This is a genomic window from Curtobacterium sp. B8 (genome assembly GCF_000333315.1).
Classification (GTDB): domain Bacteria; phylum Actinomycetota; class Actinomycetes; order Actinomycetales; family Microbacteriaceae; genus Curtobacterium; species Curtobacterium luteum.
This window is the reverse complement of record NZ_BACW01000500.1, coordinates 1-15,576: the sequence shown is the minus strand read 5'-3', so window position 1 is coordinate 15,576 and position 15,576 is coordinate 1. Positions and strand designations below refer to the sequence as shown.

Here is a 15,576-nt window from a genome sequence, read left to right as displayed (position 1 = left end):
TCGGCGGTCTCGTCGGCGGCGGTGCCGGGTGGCTCGCCGGCTCGGGTTCGCCCACGGGCGGCACCCCGACGAGCAGCTCCGCGCAGGGCGGCACCTCACGGTGAACGACTACAACAACGCCACCGTGGTCACCGCGGTGGCCGCGCAGGCGACCCCGTCCGTGGTGACGATCAACGTCTCCGCGAGCAACGAGGCCGGCACGGGCTCGGGCGTCGTGTTCAGCAAGGACGGCTACATCGTCACGAACACCCACGTGGTGACGCTCGACGGTGACAGCGGCAACGGCAAGATCACCGTGACGACCTCGGACGGCAAGATCTACGACGCGAAGCTCGTCGGCACCGACCCGACCGTCGACCTCGCGGTGATCAAGATCGACGCCACGGACCTGAAGCCGATCACGTTCGCCGACTCGTCGGACCTGAACGTCGGCGACACCGCGGTCGCGATCGGCGCACCGCTCGGGCTGTCGAACACCGTGACCGACGGCATCGTGTCGACGCTGGACCGCAGCATCCAGGTCACGTCGAGCGCCCCGAGCCAGGGCGGCGACTCGAACGAGGGCGGCAACGGCAGCCAGGGCGGCCCGTTCGACTTCTGGGGCAACGGCGACAACGGCTCGAGCTCCTCGGCGAGCTCGACGGTGTCGCTGCCGGTGATCCAGACCGACGCGTCGATCAACCCCGGCAACTCGGGTGGTGCGCTGCTCGACTCGAAGGGCAAGCTCATCGGCATCAACGTCGCGATCGCGTCCGCCGGCAGCTCCTCGTCGTCGGACTCGCAGTCCGGCAGCATCGGCGTCGGCTTCTCGATCCCGTCGAACCTCGTGAAGCGGGTCGCGAACGAGATCAAGGACAACGGTTCGGCGACGCACGGTCTCCTCGGCGCGAGCGTCGGTGACGCGGCCGACGCGTCGAACGCGACGCAGATGGGCGCGCTCATCAAGTCGGTGACGTCGAACGGTGCGGCGGCGAAGGCCGGCCTGAAGGCCGGCGACGTCGTGACGAAGATCGGCTCGGCGTCGGTCTCCGACGCGACCGACCTCACCGCCCAGGTCCGGTTCTTCGCGGGCGGCGCGAAGACCGAGATCACCTACCTGCGCGGTGGCAAGTCGTACACGGCCGACGTGACCCTCGGGACCTACGACAGCAAGGGCTGACGCGACCAACAGACCGCCTGGAGGCTCGGTGCACGACGTGCGCCGAGCCTCCAGTCCGTCCCGGCGTGGCCGTCTTGATAGGCTCATGGTCGCTCTGCGGGGCGGCACCGCTCGCGGTGCGCCCCGCGCACCAGCCACCACCCCGAGGGACGCATGCAGCCAGACGGACAGCCCCTGCCGGGCGTCTCGTACGTGATGCCCGTGCTGAACGAGGTCACCGAGGTCCGTGCTGCCGTGCAGAGTCTGCTCGACCAGGACTACGCCGGTCCGTTCGAGGTCATCCTCGCGCTCGGGCCGTCGATCGACGGCACGAACGAGCTCGTGGCCGAGATGAGCGCCGCCGACCCGCGGATCCGCGCGATCGAGAACCCGGTCGGGTCGACGCCCGCCGGGTTGAACGTCGCGATCCGGGCCTCCGGGCACCCCGTCGTGGTCCGCGTCGACGCGCATTCGGTGCTGCCGCGGGACTACACGCGTGTGGCGGTCCGGGTGCTGCAGGAATCCGGCGCGGACAACGTCGGCGGGATCATGCACGCCGAGGGCCGCACGCCCTTCGAACGTGCCGTGGCACTCGCCTACGGCAGCCGGGTCGGGCTCGGGGGCACTCCGCACCACGTCGGTGGTCAGGCCGGGCCGGCCGAGACGGCGTACCTCGGGGTGTTCCGACGCGACCGCCTGTTCGAGGTCGGCCTGTTCGACGAGGGCATCAAGCGCGGCCAGGACTGGGAGCTCAACCGGCGGCTGCGCCAGACCGGCGGGACCGTGTGGTTCACGCCGGAGCTCGTCGTGACGTACCGCCCGCGGCCGAGCCTGAAGCGGCTCGTGCGCCAGTTCGTGGCCACGGGGCTGTGGCGGGGCGAACTCGCGCGGCGGTTCCCGGCGAACAACGGCCTGCGCTACTTCGTGCCCCCGGCGATGGTGGCGGCGATGGCGCTCGGCATCGTCGCCGGGGTCGTCGGGATCATCGGCGCCGCCACGGGGACGGGGGCGGCGTGGGCGCTGCTCGGGTTCGTGGTCCCCGCGGTCTACCTGCTCTTCGTCGTGCTCGGAGCGGTCGCAGTGGCGCGGCGCTCCGGACCCAGGACACTCCTCTGGCTCCTCGTGGTGCTGCCGTGCATCCACGTCGGCTGGGGCATCGGGTTCATCATCGGCTTCCTCACCAGGACGTCCGACCTCACGACGCACACGGGACGGTGACCGCCATGACCGACGAGACCGCCACCGGCCGCACGGGCCGACCGACCTCCATCGCCGAACTCCGCGCCGTGGCGCAGCCGGACGCGGTCCGGATGCGGGCGAACGCGGAGCACTGGACAGCCTCGCTGTACCTGCGCGACGTGTCGCCGTACCTGACGTGGGTGCTGCTGAAGACCCGGGTGAGCGCGAACCAGGTCACCGGCCTGATGATCCTCGTCGGGTGGAGCGTCGCTGCCGCGCTGCTCGTCCCCGGCATCTGGGGCGCGGCACTCGCGCTCGTGCTCGGGCAGCTGCAGATGCTCGTCGACTGCAGCGACGGCGAGGTCGCCCGCTGGCGCGGCACCCACTCGCCGGCCGGCGTGTTCCTCGACAAGGTCGGCCACTACACGACCGAGGGGCTCATCCCCGTCGCACTCGGCATCCGGGGGGCGACGTGGCCGATCCACGACGCCGAATGGATGTGGACGACGATCGGCTGCGCGCTCGGGCTCGTGATCGTCCTCAACAAGGCGCTCAACGACATGGTGCACGTCGCCCGCGCGAACGCCGGGCTCGAGAAGCTCGTCGACCGCCGTGACGCGTCGACCGCGCCGTCCGGTCGCCGCCTGGCCTCGCTCCGTCGGCTCGCGCGCTTCCTGCCGTTCCACCGCCTGTACCACTCGGTGGAGCTGTCGATCCTCGCCTTCGTCTTCGCGCTGCTCGGACTCGTCATCGGCGACACGCTCGCATCGCGGATCCTCGTCGGCACCCTCCTGCCGCTCGCCGTCCTCGCGACGATCGGGCACTTCCTCGCGATCATCGCGTCGAAGCGGGTGCGGGCGTGATGCCGGGCACCACCCGCCGCCACGCAGTCCTGCACCGTGCGCGCCCGCGGGTGGCCGTGGTCAGCCTGTCGCAGGGGACCCGTCCGGTCGACCTTCGCCGGGGGCTCGAGAGCGTGCTCGCGCAGCAGGACGTGGACCTCGACGTCGTCTGCGTCGGCAACGGGTGGGAGCCGACCGGGCTGCCGGACGGGGTGCGTGCGCTCGCACTGCCCGAGAACGTCGGCATCCCCGCGGGTCGGAACGCCGGCGCCGAGGTGGTCGAGGGCGACTACGTGTTCTTCCTCGACGACGACGCCTCGGTGCCGTCGCCGACCTTCCTCCGCGACGCGATCGCGCTGTTCGAGCACGACCCGTCGCTCGGCCTGGTGCAGCCGCAGGTCGTCGACCCGTCGGGCGCGGCGAACCCCACGCGATGGATCCCGCGCATCCGGAAGGGCCGGGCGTCGGACTCCTCGCCCGTGTTCTCGGTGTGGGAAGGGGCGGTGGTCCTGCCGATGGACGTGTACCGCACGGTCGGCGGTTGGGGAGCGCCCTACTTCTACGCGCACGAGGGCATCGAGCTCGCGTGGCGGGTCTGGGACGCCGGCCGCCGCACCTGGTACGCCGGCGACCTCGTCGCCCACCACCCGGCGATCGACCCGGCCCGGCACCGCGAGTACTACCGGCTGAACGCCCGGAACCGTGTCTGGTTGGCCCGGCGGAACCTGCCGACGGTGCTGCAGCCGCTCTACGTCGGCTCCTGGGCCGCGATCCAGGTCGCCCGGTGGTGGCGACACCCGCGCCGGCTGGCGACGTGGTTCGGCGGGGTCCGCGAGGGATGGACGACGGACTGCGGACCGGCCTCGACCATGGGCTGGCTGACCATCGGGCGGATGACGCTCGCCGGCCGGCCCCCGATCATCTGAGGAGACCCATGTCGATCCCCAGCGACGTGCGCACGGCGTTCCGGCTCGTGCAACGACTCCTGCGGTCGCGGCAGAGCCGGAACCAGCTGGCGCGGCGGCTCCGGACACAGCCGCCCCTCGCTCCCGGGTCCGTCGAGATCGCGGTGTACTTCGCCGACGGCCCGGTGAACATGTACCAGGTGCGCCAGTGGTACGGCCCCCTGGCCGAGCTGCACGCCGAACACCCGGTCGCGATCATCTCCCGGAGCCCCGGCACCATGCTCGCGCTGCTCGACGAGTCGCCCGTGCCCGCGGTCTACGCGCGACAGGTCGTCGACCTCGAGCGCTTCGTCGACGAGCAGGCACCGAAGATCGTCCTCTACGTCAACCAGAACGCCCGCAACTTCCAGATGATGCGGTACGGGCGCATGTGGCACGTCTTCGTGAACCACGGCGAGAGCGACAAGATGTACATGACGACGAACCAGTTCAAGGCGTACGACTACGCCCTGATCGCCGGCGACGCCGCTCGTGACCGGCTCGCCGCAGCGCTCTGGGACTACGACCTCGACGCCAGGACCATCGCGATCGGCCGGCCCCAGGCGGACCACTTCGCGGCCGACGTGCCCTGGCCGGCGGACGGGCGGACCGTCGTGCTCTACGCGCCGACGTGGGAGGGCGACCGTGCTGCGGCGGCCTACGGATCGATCGCCAGCCACGGCACGACCATCGCCGACCGGGTGCTCGCGTCGCCCGCACACCGACTCGTGTACCGGCCGCACCCGCGCTCCGGGGTGCTCGACCCCGAGTACAAGGCTGCGCACGAGCGCATCATCGCGGCGATCTCGGCCGCGAACGCCGCCGACCCGGCCGCCCACCACGTGTACGACGACGGACCCGGGCTCGGGTGGCAGATCGCCGGGGCGGACGTCGCGATCACGGACATCTCGGCGATGATCTACGACCGGCTCGCCGTCGGGAAGCCACTCATCGTGACCCGGCCGGTGTCTCCGGACGCGGACGTCGACGAGCGCGGCTACCTCGGGGACGCCAACTGGCTGCTCGCCGCCGAGGCCGAGGACGTCGTCGCCCGGGTGGACGCCGCGGCGCACGACGCGGAGGAACTCGCGCGGCTCCGGCACTGGGTCGAGCGGTACTTCGGGGACACCACCCCCGGTGCGGCCACGGCTCGCTTCCACGGCGCGATCGAGCGGCTGCTCGAGCGCTGGCGGACGGTCGCGGCCGAGCACGTCGGGCGCTGACGGGCAGGGGCGACCGCGCCGTGCGTCGACGGGCACGGGGCGACCACCCTGGACACGGTCGGGCAGGGGCGCGCTGACGGCGTGTGGCGTGTGCCCCGGCGTGCTCCCGGGCGCGGGCCCCTGCCCGGCACGTCCCGCTCATCGACCGGTCGACTCCGCCACCAGCGGCACCCGCCACAGGTACTCGCTCCGGTCCGGACGCCGCCACCGGAGCACGACCACGCCGGTGTCGTCCGGTGCCGCCCCGAACACGGCGATCGACAGCGCCCGACCGGGCTCGAGACGACGGACGCCCAGCGGGGGACAGTAGCCCGAGCCGAGGTGCGTCAGCGTCAGCCCGTCGACCGGTTCCGTGCCGGTGTTGACCAGCCGGTAGCGGTGCGGGGCATCACGGCGGTCGACGTGGAACGGGACGCGGTACGCGGTGGTGGTGGGGTGCATGCCCGACACGCTAGGCGGGGGTGCCGACGCCGACGCCCCCGGGAGGTCGCCGGTCCGACCGGGCTGTGGAGGGGGCCGGGGCGCGGTCCGTTGTGGAGGAGCGTCGCGCGGGCGGTCAGGACGCGGTGTCGGCGTTGTACCGCTCGAGCGCCTCGTCGATCGTGCCGTCGAACTGCAGCCGACCCTTGTCGAGGTACAGCCCGCGGTCGCAGAAGCGTCGCAGGTCCTTGTCGCTGTGCGAGACGAAGAACAGTGTGCGGCCGCCGGCGAGGAGCTCGTCGATGCGCTTGTAGCACTTCTCGCGGAACCCCTTGTCGCCGACCGCGAGGACCTCGTCCACGAGCAGCACCGGCTCGTCGAGGCGCGAGATGACGGAGAACGCGATGCGGACCTTCATGCCGCTGGACAGGTGCTTGTACGGGGTGTCGACGAAGTCGCCGATCTCGGCGAACTCGATGATCTCGTCGAACGCGTCGCGGATCTCGGCCCGCGACATCCCGTGGAGTCCGGCCGTGAGGTAGACGTTGTCGCGCACCGTGAGGTCCCCGACGAACCCGCCGGTGATCTCGATGAGGGGAGCGACGCCGGCGCCGACGTGGACCCGGCCCTCGTCGGGGAGCATCACCTGGGCGACGAGCTTGAGCAGCGTCGACTTGCCCTGGCCGTTGCGGCCGACGACACCGATGGCCTCGCCGGGCTGCACGTCGAAGCTGACGTCGCGGAGCGCCCAGAACTCGTCCGCGCGCTTGCGGCGGTCACGGCCCGCGAAGAGGTCCTTGAAGCTGCGGCTCGCACGGCGGTTCCGCTTGAACCGGATGCCGGCTCCGCGGACGCTGATCACGGGCGTCGTGGTCGTGCTCGGTCGGGACTGGTCGGTGGCCGTCATCAGAGCTCCTTGAGGACGCGGTGCTCGCTGCGCCGGAACACGACGAGCCCGATCAGCAGCACGACCACCGTGACCACGGTCGAACTCGCCACCTCGAGCCAGTGCAGCTGGCTGGGGAAGAACGCGGACCGGTAGATCCCGATGATCCCGGACAGCGGGTTGAGCGCCATGAGGTCGCGGAAGCGCTCGGGCAGTGCGGACGTGCCGTAGATGATCGGCGACGCGTAGAAGAGGAACCGCAGGACGAGCTTCACGGCGCGCTCGAGGTCGCGGAAGAACACCACGAGCGGTGCGACGATGAGGCCGAGCCCGTAGATGAGCCCGCACTGCAGGACGATCGCGAGCGGGTAGAGCAAGACCTCCCAGTGCACGCGTGCCCCGGTCGCGAGCACGAAGATCGCGAGGACGGGCAGGCTCAGGACGAACTCGATGCCCTTCGACGCGTCGATCCGGGCCACCCAGATGCTCCGCGGGATGGTCGTCGAGCGGATGAGCTTCGCCTCGCTCGTGAACGCACGGGTGGAGTCGGACACCGCCCCCGTGAACCACATCCACGGCAGGAGCGCGGAGAGCAGGAAGACGATGTACGGCTCTTCGCCGACCTTGCCGCGGTGGAACACCTGTGTGAAGACGAACCAGTAGATGGCCGACATCACGAGCGGGTCGAGGATGGACCAGAAGTACCCGAGCGCCGACGTCGAGTACCGCACGCGCAGGTCGCGGACGGTCAGCAGCCAGAGCGCATGACGGTAGCGCCGACCGGCGCTGCGGCTGGCCATGGGGGCAGCAGCCGCGGGCACGGTCGGCGCACTCGCTGTGGTCACGGTTTCCCTCCGGGCGGAACCGCCGAGGGGGTGGGGGCCGTTCAGGCGAACAGGTTGTTCGCGCGCTCGAGGTCCTCGGCGAAGTCGATCTCGACCGCGTAGAGGTCCGAGATGTCGACCGGCGACCAGCGTAGCCCGTCCTCGGCGATGGCAGCCTCGATGCCGCCCTCGAAGTACTCCTGGTCGTCCACCCGGCCCAGCTGGCGGATGAGCGCCTGCTTGTCGGCGGCGGAGACGTAGTTGATCCCGACGGCCTCGCCGAGACCACCGACGACCTGCTTCGACAGCTTCTCGATGAAGCCCTCGGCGTCGACCGTGTACTTGACCTCTTCGTCGGAGACCTTCTCGGTGTTGACGCTCACGAACGAGCGGTCCTCGTCGATCATGTCGGCGGCCCGGACGAGGGCGCGCGGGTCGAAGACGACGTCGCCGTTCATCCACAGCACGCCGCTCTTGCCCGTGGCCTTGAGCGCACGGAGCAGGCTCTTCGAGGTGTTCGTGGAGTCGTAGGACTCGTTGTAGACGAAGTTCGCCTGCGGGAAGGCCTCGACGATGTACTCCGACTTGTAGCCGACGACGATCGTCACGCGAGCACTCGAACCGAACGCGGCGCGGATGTTGTCGAACTGCTGCTGCATGATGGTGCGGCCGTCGGAGAGCTCCGTCAGCGGCTTCGGCAGGCTGCGCCCGAGGCGGCTGCCCATCCCCGCGGCGAGGATGACGATCTGCGTGGTCATGCTGGTCCCTTCTGGTGTCCGCCCGCGCGCCTGTGGGGCACGGGCGGGCCTCGTCGAGTCTGCTCCCGCCGGATCGGGGTCGGCCGTGAACCCTCGCTTCTCGGATCAGACTCCCAGCGCGGGCTGCATCACGTTGGCCGGCCCGGGCGGGTTTCCAAGTGGTGAACACTTCGGCGTGCCCTGGTGAATGATACGGAACGAGCGCCTTCCGGGGTACACCGCGCGGGGCTTCGTTCCCGGATCGTGACCCTCGACCGGGCGACGCGCGGGGCGGGACCGGGGCGGTCGCCACCCTGTGGCAGACGGTTGGTACGGTGGGGCGATGGCCGCAGGAGCAGACGACGAGGACGTGTACGCGACGTCCGACGCTGCCTGGCTGACCGAGGCCGACAGCGACACGGGGGACGACGGTGACACGCCGCACGACAGCGACACGGACGACGGGGAAGCGCGTGGCGCTCCCGTCGACGACGAGATGACCGACGACGCGGGCACGGACGCGGGGACGATCGCCACGGACACGGCTCCCACCGAGCCGGGTACGGACACGACCGGCACCGGCACGACGACCGGTTCGGAGACGTCGCCCGCGGCGACGGCGTCCACGGGCGGTTCCTCGGCGGCCGATCGCGTCCCGACCGCCAGCGCGAAGCGGCCGGGGAACCAGCGCGGTGGCAAGGGCCGCGCGAAGCGACCCGCCGGCGCGGGGGCCCGGATCGACGGCGGCCGGCCCGACACGGACCGATCGGACTCGGATCGGCCCGACGCGGCCCGGCCCGGGTCGGACCCGGCCGGAGCGGCGGCGGCCGAGTCGACCGCCGCGGCCACCGTCCCGACGAAGAAGCGCGCACCGCGCAGCCCCGCCGCGAAGCGCCCGCAGGCCGCGGCACCGAAGCAGCCGGTCGTGCTCCGCGCCGAGGGCCTCGTCAAGCGGTACGGCCACACCCTCGCCGTCGACGAGGTGGACCTCGAGATCCGCCAGGGGTCGATCTTCGGTGTGGTCGGCCCGAACGGCGCCGGCAAGACCACCACGCTCTCGATGGTCACCGGCCTGCTGCGTCCCGACGCCGGCACGGTGACCGTGCTCGACCACGACGTCTGGGCCGACCCGACCGCGGCCAAGCGCAGCCTGGGCGTCCTGCCGGACCGGCTGCGCCTGTTCGACCGCCTCACCGGTGGCCAGCTGCTCTACTACTCGGCCACGCTCCGTGGCCTCGACGGCGCGACAGCCCGTGAGCGCAGTGCCGACCTCGCCGAGGCCTTCGGACTGGGCGAGGCCCTCGGACGCCAGGTCGCCGACTACTCGGTCGGCATGGCGAAGAAGATCGCCCTCGCCGCGACGCTCATCCACTCGCCGCGAGTGCTCGTCCTCGACGAGCCGTTCGAGTCGGTGGACCCCGTGAGCGCGGCCACGATCACCGAGATCCTGCGTCGCTACACCGCCGGTGGCGGCACGGTCGTCCTCTCCAGCCACTCGATGGAACTGGTGCAGCGGACGTGCGACTCGGTCGCGATCATCGTCGGCGGCAAGGTCCTCGCATCGGGGACGATGGCGCAGGTCCGCGGGCGCAAGAGCCTCGAGGACAAGTTCGTCGAACTCGCGGGCGGCCGCGTCGTCGCAGAGAGCATGGAATGGTTGCACAGCTTCTCCGGCTGAGGGCCGACCTGCTCGCCGGCGAGGTCCGGGGGAGCGCCCGGCGCTCGGTACTGGTCGTGCTCGGCAGCCTCGTGGGGCTGCTGGTCGCGGTGGGCATCGCCGTCGTGGCCGCAGGGCTCCGCACGGCCGACCCCGAATCGGCCAGGGCCGTCGTCGTGCCGGTCGGCACACTCGCCACGTTCGGCTTCACGGTCGTCCCGCTCGTGGTCGGTCGCAGCGACCAGTTCGACCCGCGGCGCTTCGCCGTGTTCGGGATCGGGCGGAAGGACCTCACGGTCGGCCTGTTCGTTGCGGGACTCGTCGGTGTGCCGGTCGTCGCCGTGGCGATCGTCGCCGTCGGGCAGTCCGTCACCTGGATGCGCGGAGGCGGCACCGCCGTGCTCGGCGTCGTCGGAGGCCTGCTGGCCATCGCGACCTGCGCACTGCTCGTCCGTGTCGGGTGCACGGCCGGCTCCCGCCTCATCGGCCAGCACCGGACCCGGGACGCCGGCTGGCTCGTCGCGCTCGTCATCGTGGTGCTCGGCATCCCCACCGTGTCGCTCCTCCTCGACAGCGGCTGGATCGACCCGGTCGGTGTCGAGACGCAGCGGGTCGCGGGCATCGCGGGCTGGACGCCGTGGGGTGCGGCGTGGGCCGTCCCGGCGGACGTCGCCGTCGGTGACGTCGGTACCGGGCTCCTCAAGCTCCTCGTCGCGGTCGCTGTCCTCGCCCTCCTCGCCTGGGCGTGGTGGGCGCAGGTAGGACATGCGCTCGAGACCGTGGAGACCCGGACGCGGAGCCGCCGGTACCGCGGGCTCGGGTGGTTCGACCGCCTCGGGTCGACACCGGTCGCCGCGGTCGCGGCACGCGCCCTGACCTACTGGGGTCGTGACCCCCGCTACCGGACCTCGTACCTCGTCCTCGTGTTCGTCCCGATCGTCGTCATCCCGCTCGGGGTCGCCGGCGTGCCCTGGCACTGGACCGCGCTCGTGCCGCTGCCGCTGATGGCGCTCATCGCCGGGTTCCTGCCGCACAACGACGTGTCGTACGACAACACCGCCGTGTGGTTGCACGTCGCCTCCGGCGCGACCGGGTGGAGCGACCGCCTCGGCCGGGTCGTCCCCGTCCTGACCGTCGGGCTCCCGGCGCTCGTCGCGGGTTCGGCCGTGTCCGCGTGGCTCTTCGGCGACTGGATCGCGTTCCCGGTGCTGACCGGGGTCGGCGCCGCCGCGCTCCTGTCGGGCCTCGGGCTGTCGAGCGTCGTGTCCGTCCTGCTCCCGTACCCGACGGTCCGGCCGGGCGACCACCCCTTCCAGCAGCCGCAGGCGGCCGGGGTCACCGCGACCGTCGCACAGTCGGTCATGGTGATCGGGACGGTGCTGTGCTCCGTGCCGGCCGGATGGCTCGGCGTCCTCGCCCTCCGCGACGGTCCCGACCCGTGGGCGGTCGCGACGGTCGTCGTCGGTGCGGCCGTCGGCGTGCTGGTCCTGGTGGTCGGCGTGGCGGTCGGTGGCCGCGCCTTCGACCGCCGAGGGCCGGACCTGCTGGCAGCCGCCCAGCGCAACTGACGCCCGGCGGACCCGCCGACCGGCGCGACCCGACGGTCGCCCCCGGCGCAGCGCGGCCGCCGACCGACGCGACCCGACGGTCGCCCCCGGCGCAGCGCAGCCGCCGACCGACGCGACCCGACGGTCGCCCCCGGCGCGACGGCACCGGACAACGGCCGGGAGGCGCGTGGCGGCCCCGCCCCGCGCCTCCCGGCCGACCGTCCGTCGCGGCCCGGACGCGCGCGTCGTACCCTGGACCCATGAGCATGACGGAACCCGGTGGCGGCCTCGACGTGATGGACCGCGAGCTCGAGAAGCTCCTCGAGGACGAGGGCATCGAGCCCGGCGATCACGAGCGGTTCTCGCACTACGTGAAGAAGGACAAGATCCTCGAGTCGGCGCTCAGCGGCAAGCCCGTCAAGGCGCTGTGCGGCAAGAAGTGGATCCCCGGGCGCGACCCGGAGAAGTTCCCGGTCTGCCCCGATTGCAAGAAGATCTACGAGCGCATGAAGGCGGAGTAGTCCGCCGAACGACACGATCGCCGGTCAGATGACCAGCGTGGGGATGGCCGGGTCGCCCCGTCCGATGCGAGCAGCATCGGCAGGGAGCTCGGCCTTCGCCATCCGGTGGTGCTTGCGGGCCGCCTCCACGCCGGCGCTCCCGAGGAAGGCCGGGTCGACCTCGCCGTCCGTGACCACCGGGACGAGCAGCGGCCGTTCGTCCGGCCCGACCGCGCCCTGGGTCAGGACCACCTCGGCGGTGGCCACGCCGTTGCGGAGCCGCCGTCCGGCCTCCTTGCGGCCGCCGGTCGACGCCTTGTCGGCGGACTTCTTCGCGACCGGGACCCAGGCCTCGTCAGCGGCGTCGCGGTGTGCCACGAGCTTGAACACCATGCCGGCAGCCGGGTGCCCGGAACCGGAAACCACCGAGGTGCCGACGCCGTAGGAGTCGACCGGCGCTGCCCGGAGCGCCGCGATCGTGTACTCGTCGAGGTCGTTCGTCACCGTGATCTTCGTCCCGGTGGCGCCGAGCCGGTCGAGCTGCGCGCGGACCGCGGCGACGACGGACGGCAGGTCGCCGGAGTCGATGCGCACGGCACCGAGCTTGCCGTCGGTGAGGCGGACCGCGGTGTCCACGGCCGCTTCGATGTCGTAGGTGTCGACGAGGAGGGTCGTCCCCTCGCCGAGGGCGTCGAGCTGGGAGCGGAACGCGGCCTCCTCCGAGTCGTGCAGGAGCGTGAACGCGTGCGCGGCGGTGCCCATCGTCGGGATGCCCCACGTGCGACCGGCCTCGAGGTTGCTCGTCGCGCCGAACCCGGCGATGTACGCGGCGCGGGCGGCGGCGACCGCGTTCCACTCGCCCGTGCGGCGGGAGCCCATCTCGGCGAGGGGGCGGTGGTCGGCGGCGGACACCATGCGCGCGGCGGCGCTCGCGATCGCGGAGTCCGCGTTGCAGATGCTCAGTGCGAGGGTCTCGAGGACGACGGCCTCGGCGAAGGTGCCCTCGATCTGGAGGACGGGCGAGTTCGGGAAGAAGACCTCGCCCTCGCGGTAGGCGCGGACGTTCCCGGTGAAGCGGTAGTCGGCGAGCCAGTGTGCCGTGCCCGCGTCGATGACGCCGCGGTCGCGGAGGAAGCCGATCTCCTCGTCACCGAAGCGGAAGTCGCCGAGTGCGGTGAGGAACCGGCCGAGGCCCGCCGCGACGCCGTAGCGGCGTCCGTCCGGCAGCCGTCGGGTGAACACCTCGAACACGCACCGACGGTCGGCGGTGCCGTCCTTCAGTGCGGCGTCCACCATGGTGAGTTCGTACTGGTCCGTGAGGAGCGCGCTGGTCACCTCCCCGACACTACGGCAGGGGTCGGTCGGGAGGCGCGGGTTGCGTCGGGTGGTCGGGGCGCGTCGGACGCTGGCGCTGTGTCGGGTGCTGGGGCCGCGTCGGGCGCTCGGGCCGCGTCGGGCGCTGGCGCCGGCCGCAGCCGGGTGGTCGGGCTGTGGCGCCAGGGCGGCGTGCGAGGTTTCGCACACGGTGGCACCTTTCGCGGGTCGCACGGTGTGTGCGGCCTCGCACGGTGCGGCGCCCCCTCGCACGGTGCGAGGGGAGCGCCGGGCGCACCTCGCACGGTGCGAGGCGCGGTCGCGGGGCGACGGAGCGTGCGAGGTTCCGCGCACGGTGGCACCTTTCGCGGGTCGCACGGTGTGGGGAACCTCGCACCGTGCGGGGCCTGCCTCGCACGGTGCGAGGCAGGAGCCGCGCGGGCCCCGCACGGTGCGGCGCCGGACGGGAGGCACGGGCCGTGTCGGACGGTCGGCTCGCGTCGGTACGCTGGTCACCGTGACGGATGCACCGATCGGAGTCTTCGACAGCGGGGTCGGTGGGCTGACGGTGGCGCGGGCGATCATCGACCAGCTGCCGCGGGAGAGCATCCGGTACGTGGGGGACACGCTGCACTCGCCGTACGGCCCGAAGCGCATCGCGGACGTCCGCCGCTACGCCCTCGAGGTGATGGACGACCTCGTGGAGGAGGGCGTGAAGGCCCTCGTCATCGCGTGCAACACAGCGTCCTCCGCGGTGCTCCGCGACGCCCGTGAGCGGTACGAGCAGGCGTACGGCATCCCGGTGGTCGAGGTCATCCAGCCCGCCGCCCGAGCCGCCGTCAAGCAGACCCGCACCGGTCGCGTCGGCGTGATCGGCACGGTCGGCACCATCGCCTCGCGCGCCTACGAGGACGCCTTCGCGGTCGCTGCCGACGTCACCCTGTCGCTCGCCGCCTGCCCGCGGTTCGTCGAGTTCGTCGAGGCCGGCGACACCTCGTCCCCGGCGCTCCGCACGGTCGCCGAGCAGTACCTGGCACCGATCCGGGCCGCCGACGTCGACACCCTCGTGCTCGGCTGCACGCACTACCCGCTCATGTCCGCCGCGATCCAGTACGTCGTGGGCCCGGACGTGACGCTCGTCTCGAGCGCCGAGGAGACCGCGAACGACGTCTACCGGCGCCTCGTCGAACACGGACTCGAACGCACCGCACCGGAGCCGCCGACCTACGCCTTCGAGGCGACCGGCGACGACAAGAACGGCTTCATCCGGCTCGCCCGGCGCTTCCTCGGACCCGAGGTCTCGAGCGTCGGCCACCTCCAGACCGGGGCCATCCTGCTGCCCCACACCGAAAGGACCCCATGAGCACCCGCATCGACGGCCGCAGCGCCTCCGACCACCGCCCCGTCACCATTCGGAGCGGGGGTGGAGCACGCAGGCCGAGGGCAGCGCGCTCATCGCGTTCGGCAACACCAGGTGCTTCTGCACGGCGTCCTTCACGAACGGCGTCCCGCGCTGGCTCGCCGGCAAGGGCACCGGGTGGGTCACCGCCGAGTACTCGATGCTGCCGCGCTCGACGAACGAGCGGATGCAGCGCGAGTCGATCAAGGGCCGCGTCGGCGGGCGGACCCACGAGATCTCCCGGCTCATCGGCCGTTCCCTCCGGGCCGTCGTCGACACCAAGGCACTCGGCGAGAACACCCTCGTGATCGACTGCGACGTGCTGCAGGCCGACGGCGGGACCCGGACGGCATCGATCACCGGCGCGTACGTCGCCATGGCGGACGCGATCGAGTGGGGCCGCGACCGGGGGTTCATCGCCAAGAAGGCCACCCCGCTGACCGACAGCGTGCAGGCCATCTCGGTCGGCATCGTCAAGGGAGAGCCGATGCTCGACCTCGCGTACACCGAGGACTCGGCGGCCGACACCGACATGAACATCGTCACCACCGGCTCGGGGAAGTTCATCGAGGTCCAGGGCACCGCCGAACACGCGCCGTTCGACCGGGACGAGCTCAACACGCTGCTCGACCTGGGGCTCGCGGGCAACGCGTCGCTCGCCGCGATCCAGCGCGAGGTGCTGGGGCTGACCTCGTGACCGAGCGTCGCGTCGTCCTCGCCAGCCACAACGCCGGCAAGCTCGTCGAACTCCGGGACATCCTCGGCGACGCCCTCGGGGCGGGCGTGGAGCTCGTCGGCTACGACGGCCCGGAGCCGGTCGAGGACGGCGACTCGTACGCCGCGAACGCGCTCATCAAGGCGCGTGCCGCGGTCGCGCACACGGGGCTGCCGGCACTGGCCGACGACTCGGGCATCGCGGTGGACGCACTCGACGGCGCCCCCGGCATCCATTCGGCCCGGACGCCG

The 15,576-nt window shown here is 72.1% G+C and carries 15 protein-coding genes and 1 pseudogene; 11 read left to right on the top strand and 5 right to left on the bottom strand.

Features of this window, described 5'->3' with window-relative positions:
- The 5 genes from I59_RS19995 to I59_RS12845 form a co-directional block, all read left to right on the top strand.
- Positions 1 to 1,159 (top strand): S1C family serine protease (locus I59_RS19995; RefSeq protein ID WP_148286220.1); only part of this gene is annotated, 1,159 nt, incomplete at its 5' end.
- Between the two features lie 153 nt (positions 1,160 to 1,312).
- On the top strand, positions 1,313 to 2,356 hold the full coding sequence (locus I59_RS12860) for a glycosyltransferase family 2 protein (protein WP_022904214.1): 1,044 nt from the start codon (positions 1,313 to 1,315) through the stop codon (positions 2,354 to 2,356).
- Positions 2,357 to 2,361: 5 nt separating this feature from the next.
- Positions 2,362 to 3,180 (top strand): CDP-alcohol phosphatidyltransferase family protein, encoded by an 819-nt coding sequence (locus tag I59_RS12855; protein ID WP_031273771.1) that lies wholly within the window; start codon positions 2,362 to 2,364, stop codon positions 3,178 to 3,180.
- Positions 3,180 to 4,085, top strand: a complete 906-nt coding sequence (locus I59_RS12850; protein WP_022904212.1) for a glycosyltransferase family 2 protein — start codon at positions 3,180 to 3,182, stop codon at positions 4,083 to 4,085. The genes I59_RS12855 and I59_RS12850 overlap by 1 nt, the downstream gene beginning before the upstream one ends.
- An 8-nt stretch (positions 4,086 to 4,093) precedes the next feature.
- Positions 4,094 to 5,326 (top strand): CDP-glycerol glycerophosphotransferase family protein, encoded by a 1,233-nt coding sequence (locus I59_RS12845; RefSeq protein WP_022904211.1) that lies wholly within the window; start codon positions 4,094 to 4,096, stop codon positions 5,324 to 5,326.
- A 138-nt stretch (positions 5,327 to 5,464) separates the two neighbouring features.
- Here I59_RS12845 and I59_RS12840 read toward each other — a convergent pair whose 3' ends face one another.
- The 4 genes from I59_RS12840 to I59_RS12825 form a co-directional block, all read right to left on the bottom strand.
- Complete coding sequence (locus tag I59_RS12840; RefSeq protein WP_022904210.1) at positions 5,465 to 5,767, bottom strand: hypothetical protein; 303 nt, start codon at positions 5,765 to 5,767, stop codon at positions 5,465 to 5,467.
- A 115-nt stretch (positions 5,768 to 5,882) separates the two neighbouring features.
- Positions 5,883 to 6,653 (bottom strand): ABC transporter ATP-binding protein, encoded by a 771-nt coding sequence (locus I59_RS12835; RefSeq protein WP_022904209.1) that lies wholly within the window; start codon positions 6,651 to 6,653, stop codon positions 5,883 to 5,885.
- A complete protein-coding gene (locus tag I59_RS12830; protein WP_022904208.1) occupies positions 6,653 to 7,432 on the bottom strand; it encodes an ABC transporter permease in 780 nt (259 codons plus the stop codon). Before I59_RS12830 ends, I59_RS12835 begins: the two co-directional genes overlap by 1 nt.
- Positions 7,433 to 7,518: 86 nt before the next feature.
- Positions 7,519 to 8,214, bottom strand: a complete 696-nt coding sequence (locus I59_RS12825) for an NTP transferase domain-containing protein (protein WP_022904207.1) — start codon at positions 8,212 to 8,214, stop codon at positions 7,519 to 7,521.
- A 322-nt stretch (positions 8,215 to 8,536) separates the two neighbouring features.
- Between I59_RS12825 and I59_RS22230 the strand changes: the two genes are divergently transcribed.
- The 3 genes from I59_RS22230 to I59_RS12810 all read left to right on the top strand — a co-directional run bounded on the left by I59_RS22230 (position 8,537) and on the right by I59_RS12810 (position 11,918).
- Entirely contained in the window at positions 8,537 to 9,871 is a 1,335-nt protein-coding gene (locus tag I59_RS22230; RefSeq protein WP_022904206.1) for an ABC transporter ATP-binding protein, read from the top strand.
- Positions 9,847 to 11,418: a hypothetical protein gene (locus tag I59_RS12815; protein WP_022904205.1), complete on the top strand. Its 1,572-nt coding sequence runs from the start codon at positions 9,847 to 9,849 to the stop codon at positions 11,416 to 11,418. Before I59_RS22230 ends, I59_RS12815 begins: the two co-directional genes overlap by 25 nt.
- A 239-nt stretch (positions 11,419 to 11,657) precedes the next feature.
- Entirely contained in the window at positions 11,658 to 11,918 is a 261-nt protein-coding gene (locus I59_RS12810) for a DUF3039 domain-containing protein (RefSeq protein WP_022904204.1), read from the top strand.
- A 24-nt stretch (positions 11,919 to 11,942) separates the two neighbouring features.
- Here I59_RS12810 and I59_RS12805 read toward each other — a convergent pair whose 3' ends face one another.
- On the bottom strand, positions 11,943 to 13,193 hold the full coding sequence (locus tag I59_RS12805; protein ID WP_042726728.1) for a nicotinate phosphoribosyltransferase: 1,251 nt from the start codon (positions 13,191 to 13,193) through the stop codon (positions 11,943 to 11,945).
- Between the two features lie 535 nt (positions 13,194 to 13,728).
- Here I59_RS12805 and murI point away from each other — a divergent pair.
- The 3 genes and pseudogenes from murI to I59_RS12790 form a co-directional block, all read left to right on the top strand.
- Positions 13,729 to 14,574 carry a glutamate racemase gene (murI, locus tag I59_RS23530; protein WP_031273766.1) on the top strand — a complete coding sequence of 282 codons (846 nt, stop codon included), beginning with the start codon at positions 13,729 to 13,731 and terminating at the stop codon, positions 14,572 to 14,574.
- Positions 14,571 to 15,307: pseudogene (gene rph / locus I59_RS19990) on the top strand (ribonuclease PH). Before murI ends, rph begins: the two are co-directional and overlap by 4 nt.
- Positions 15,304 to 15,576: non-canonical purine NTP pyrophosphatase (locus I59_RS12790; RefSeq protein ID WP_022904201.1), on the top strand; the 273-nt coding region annotated here is incomplete at its 3' end. The pseudogene rph and the gene I59_RS12790, both read left to right, overlap by 4 nt.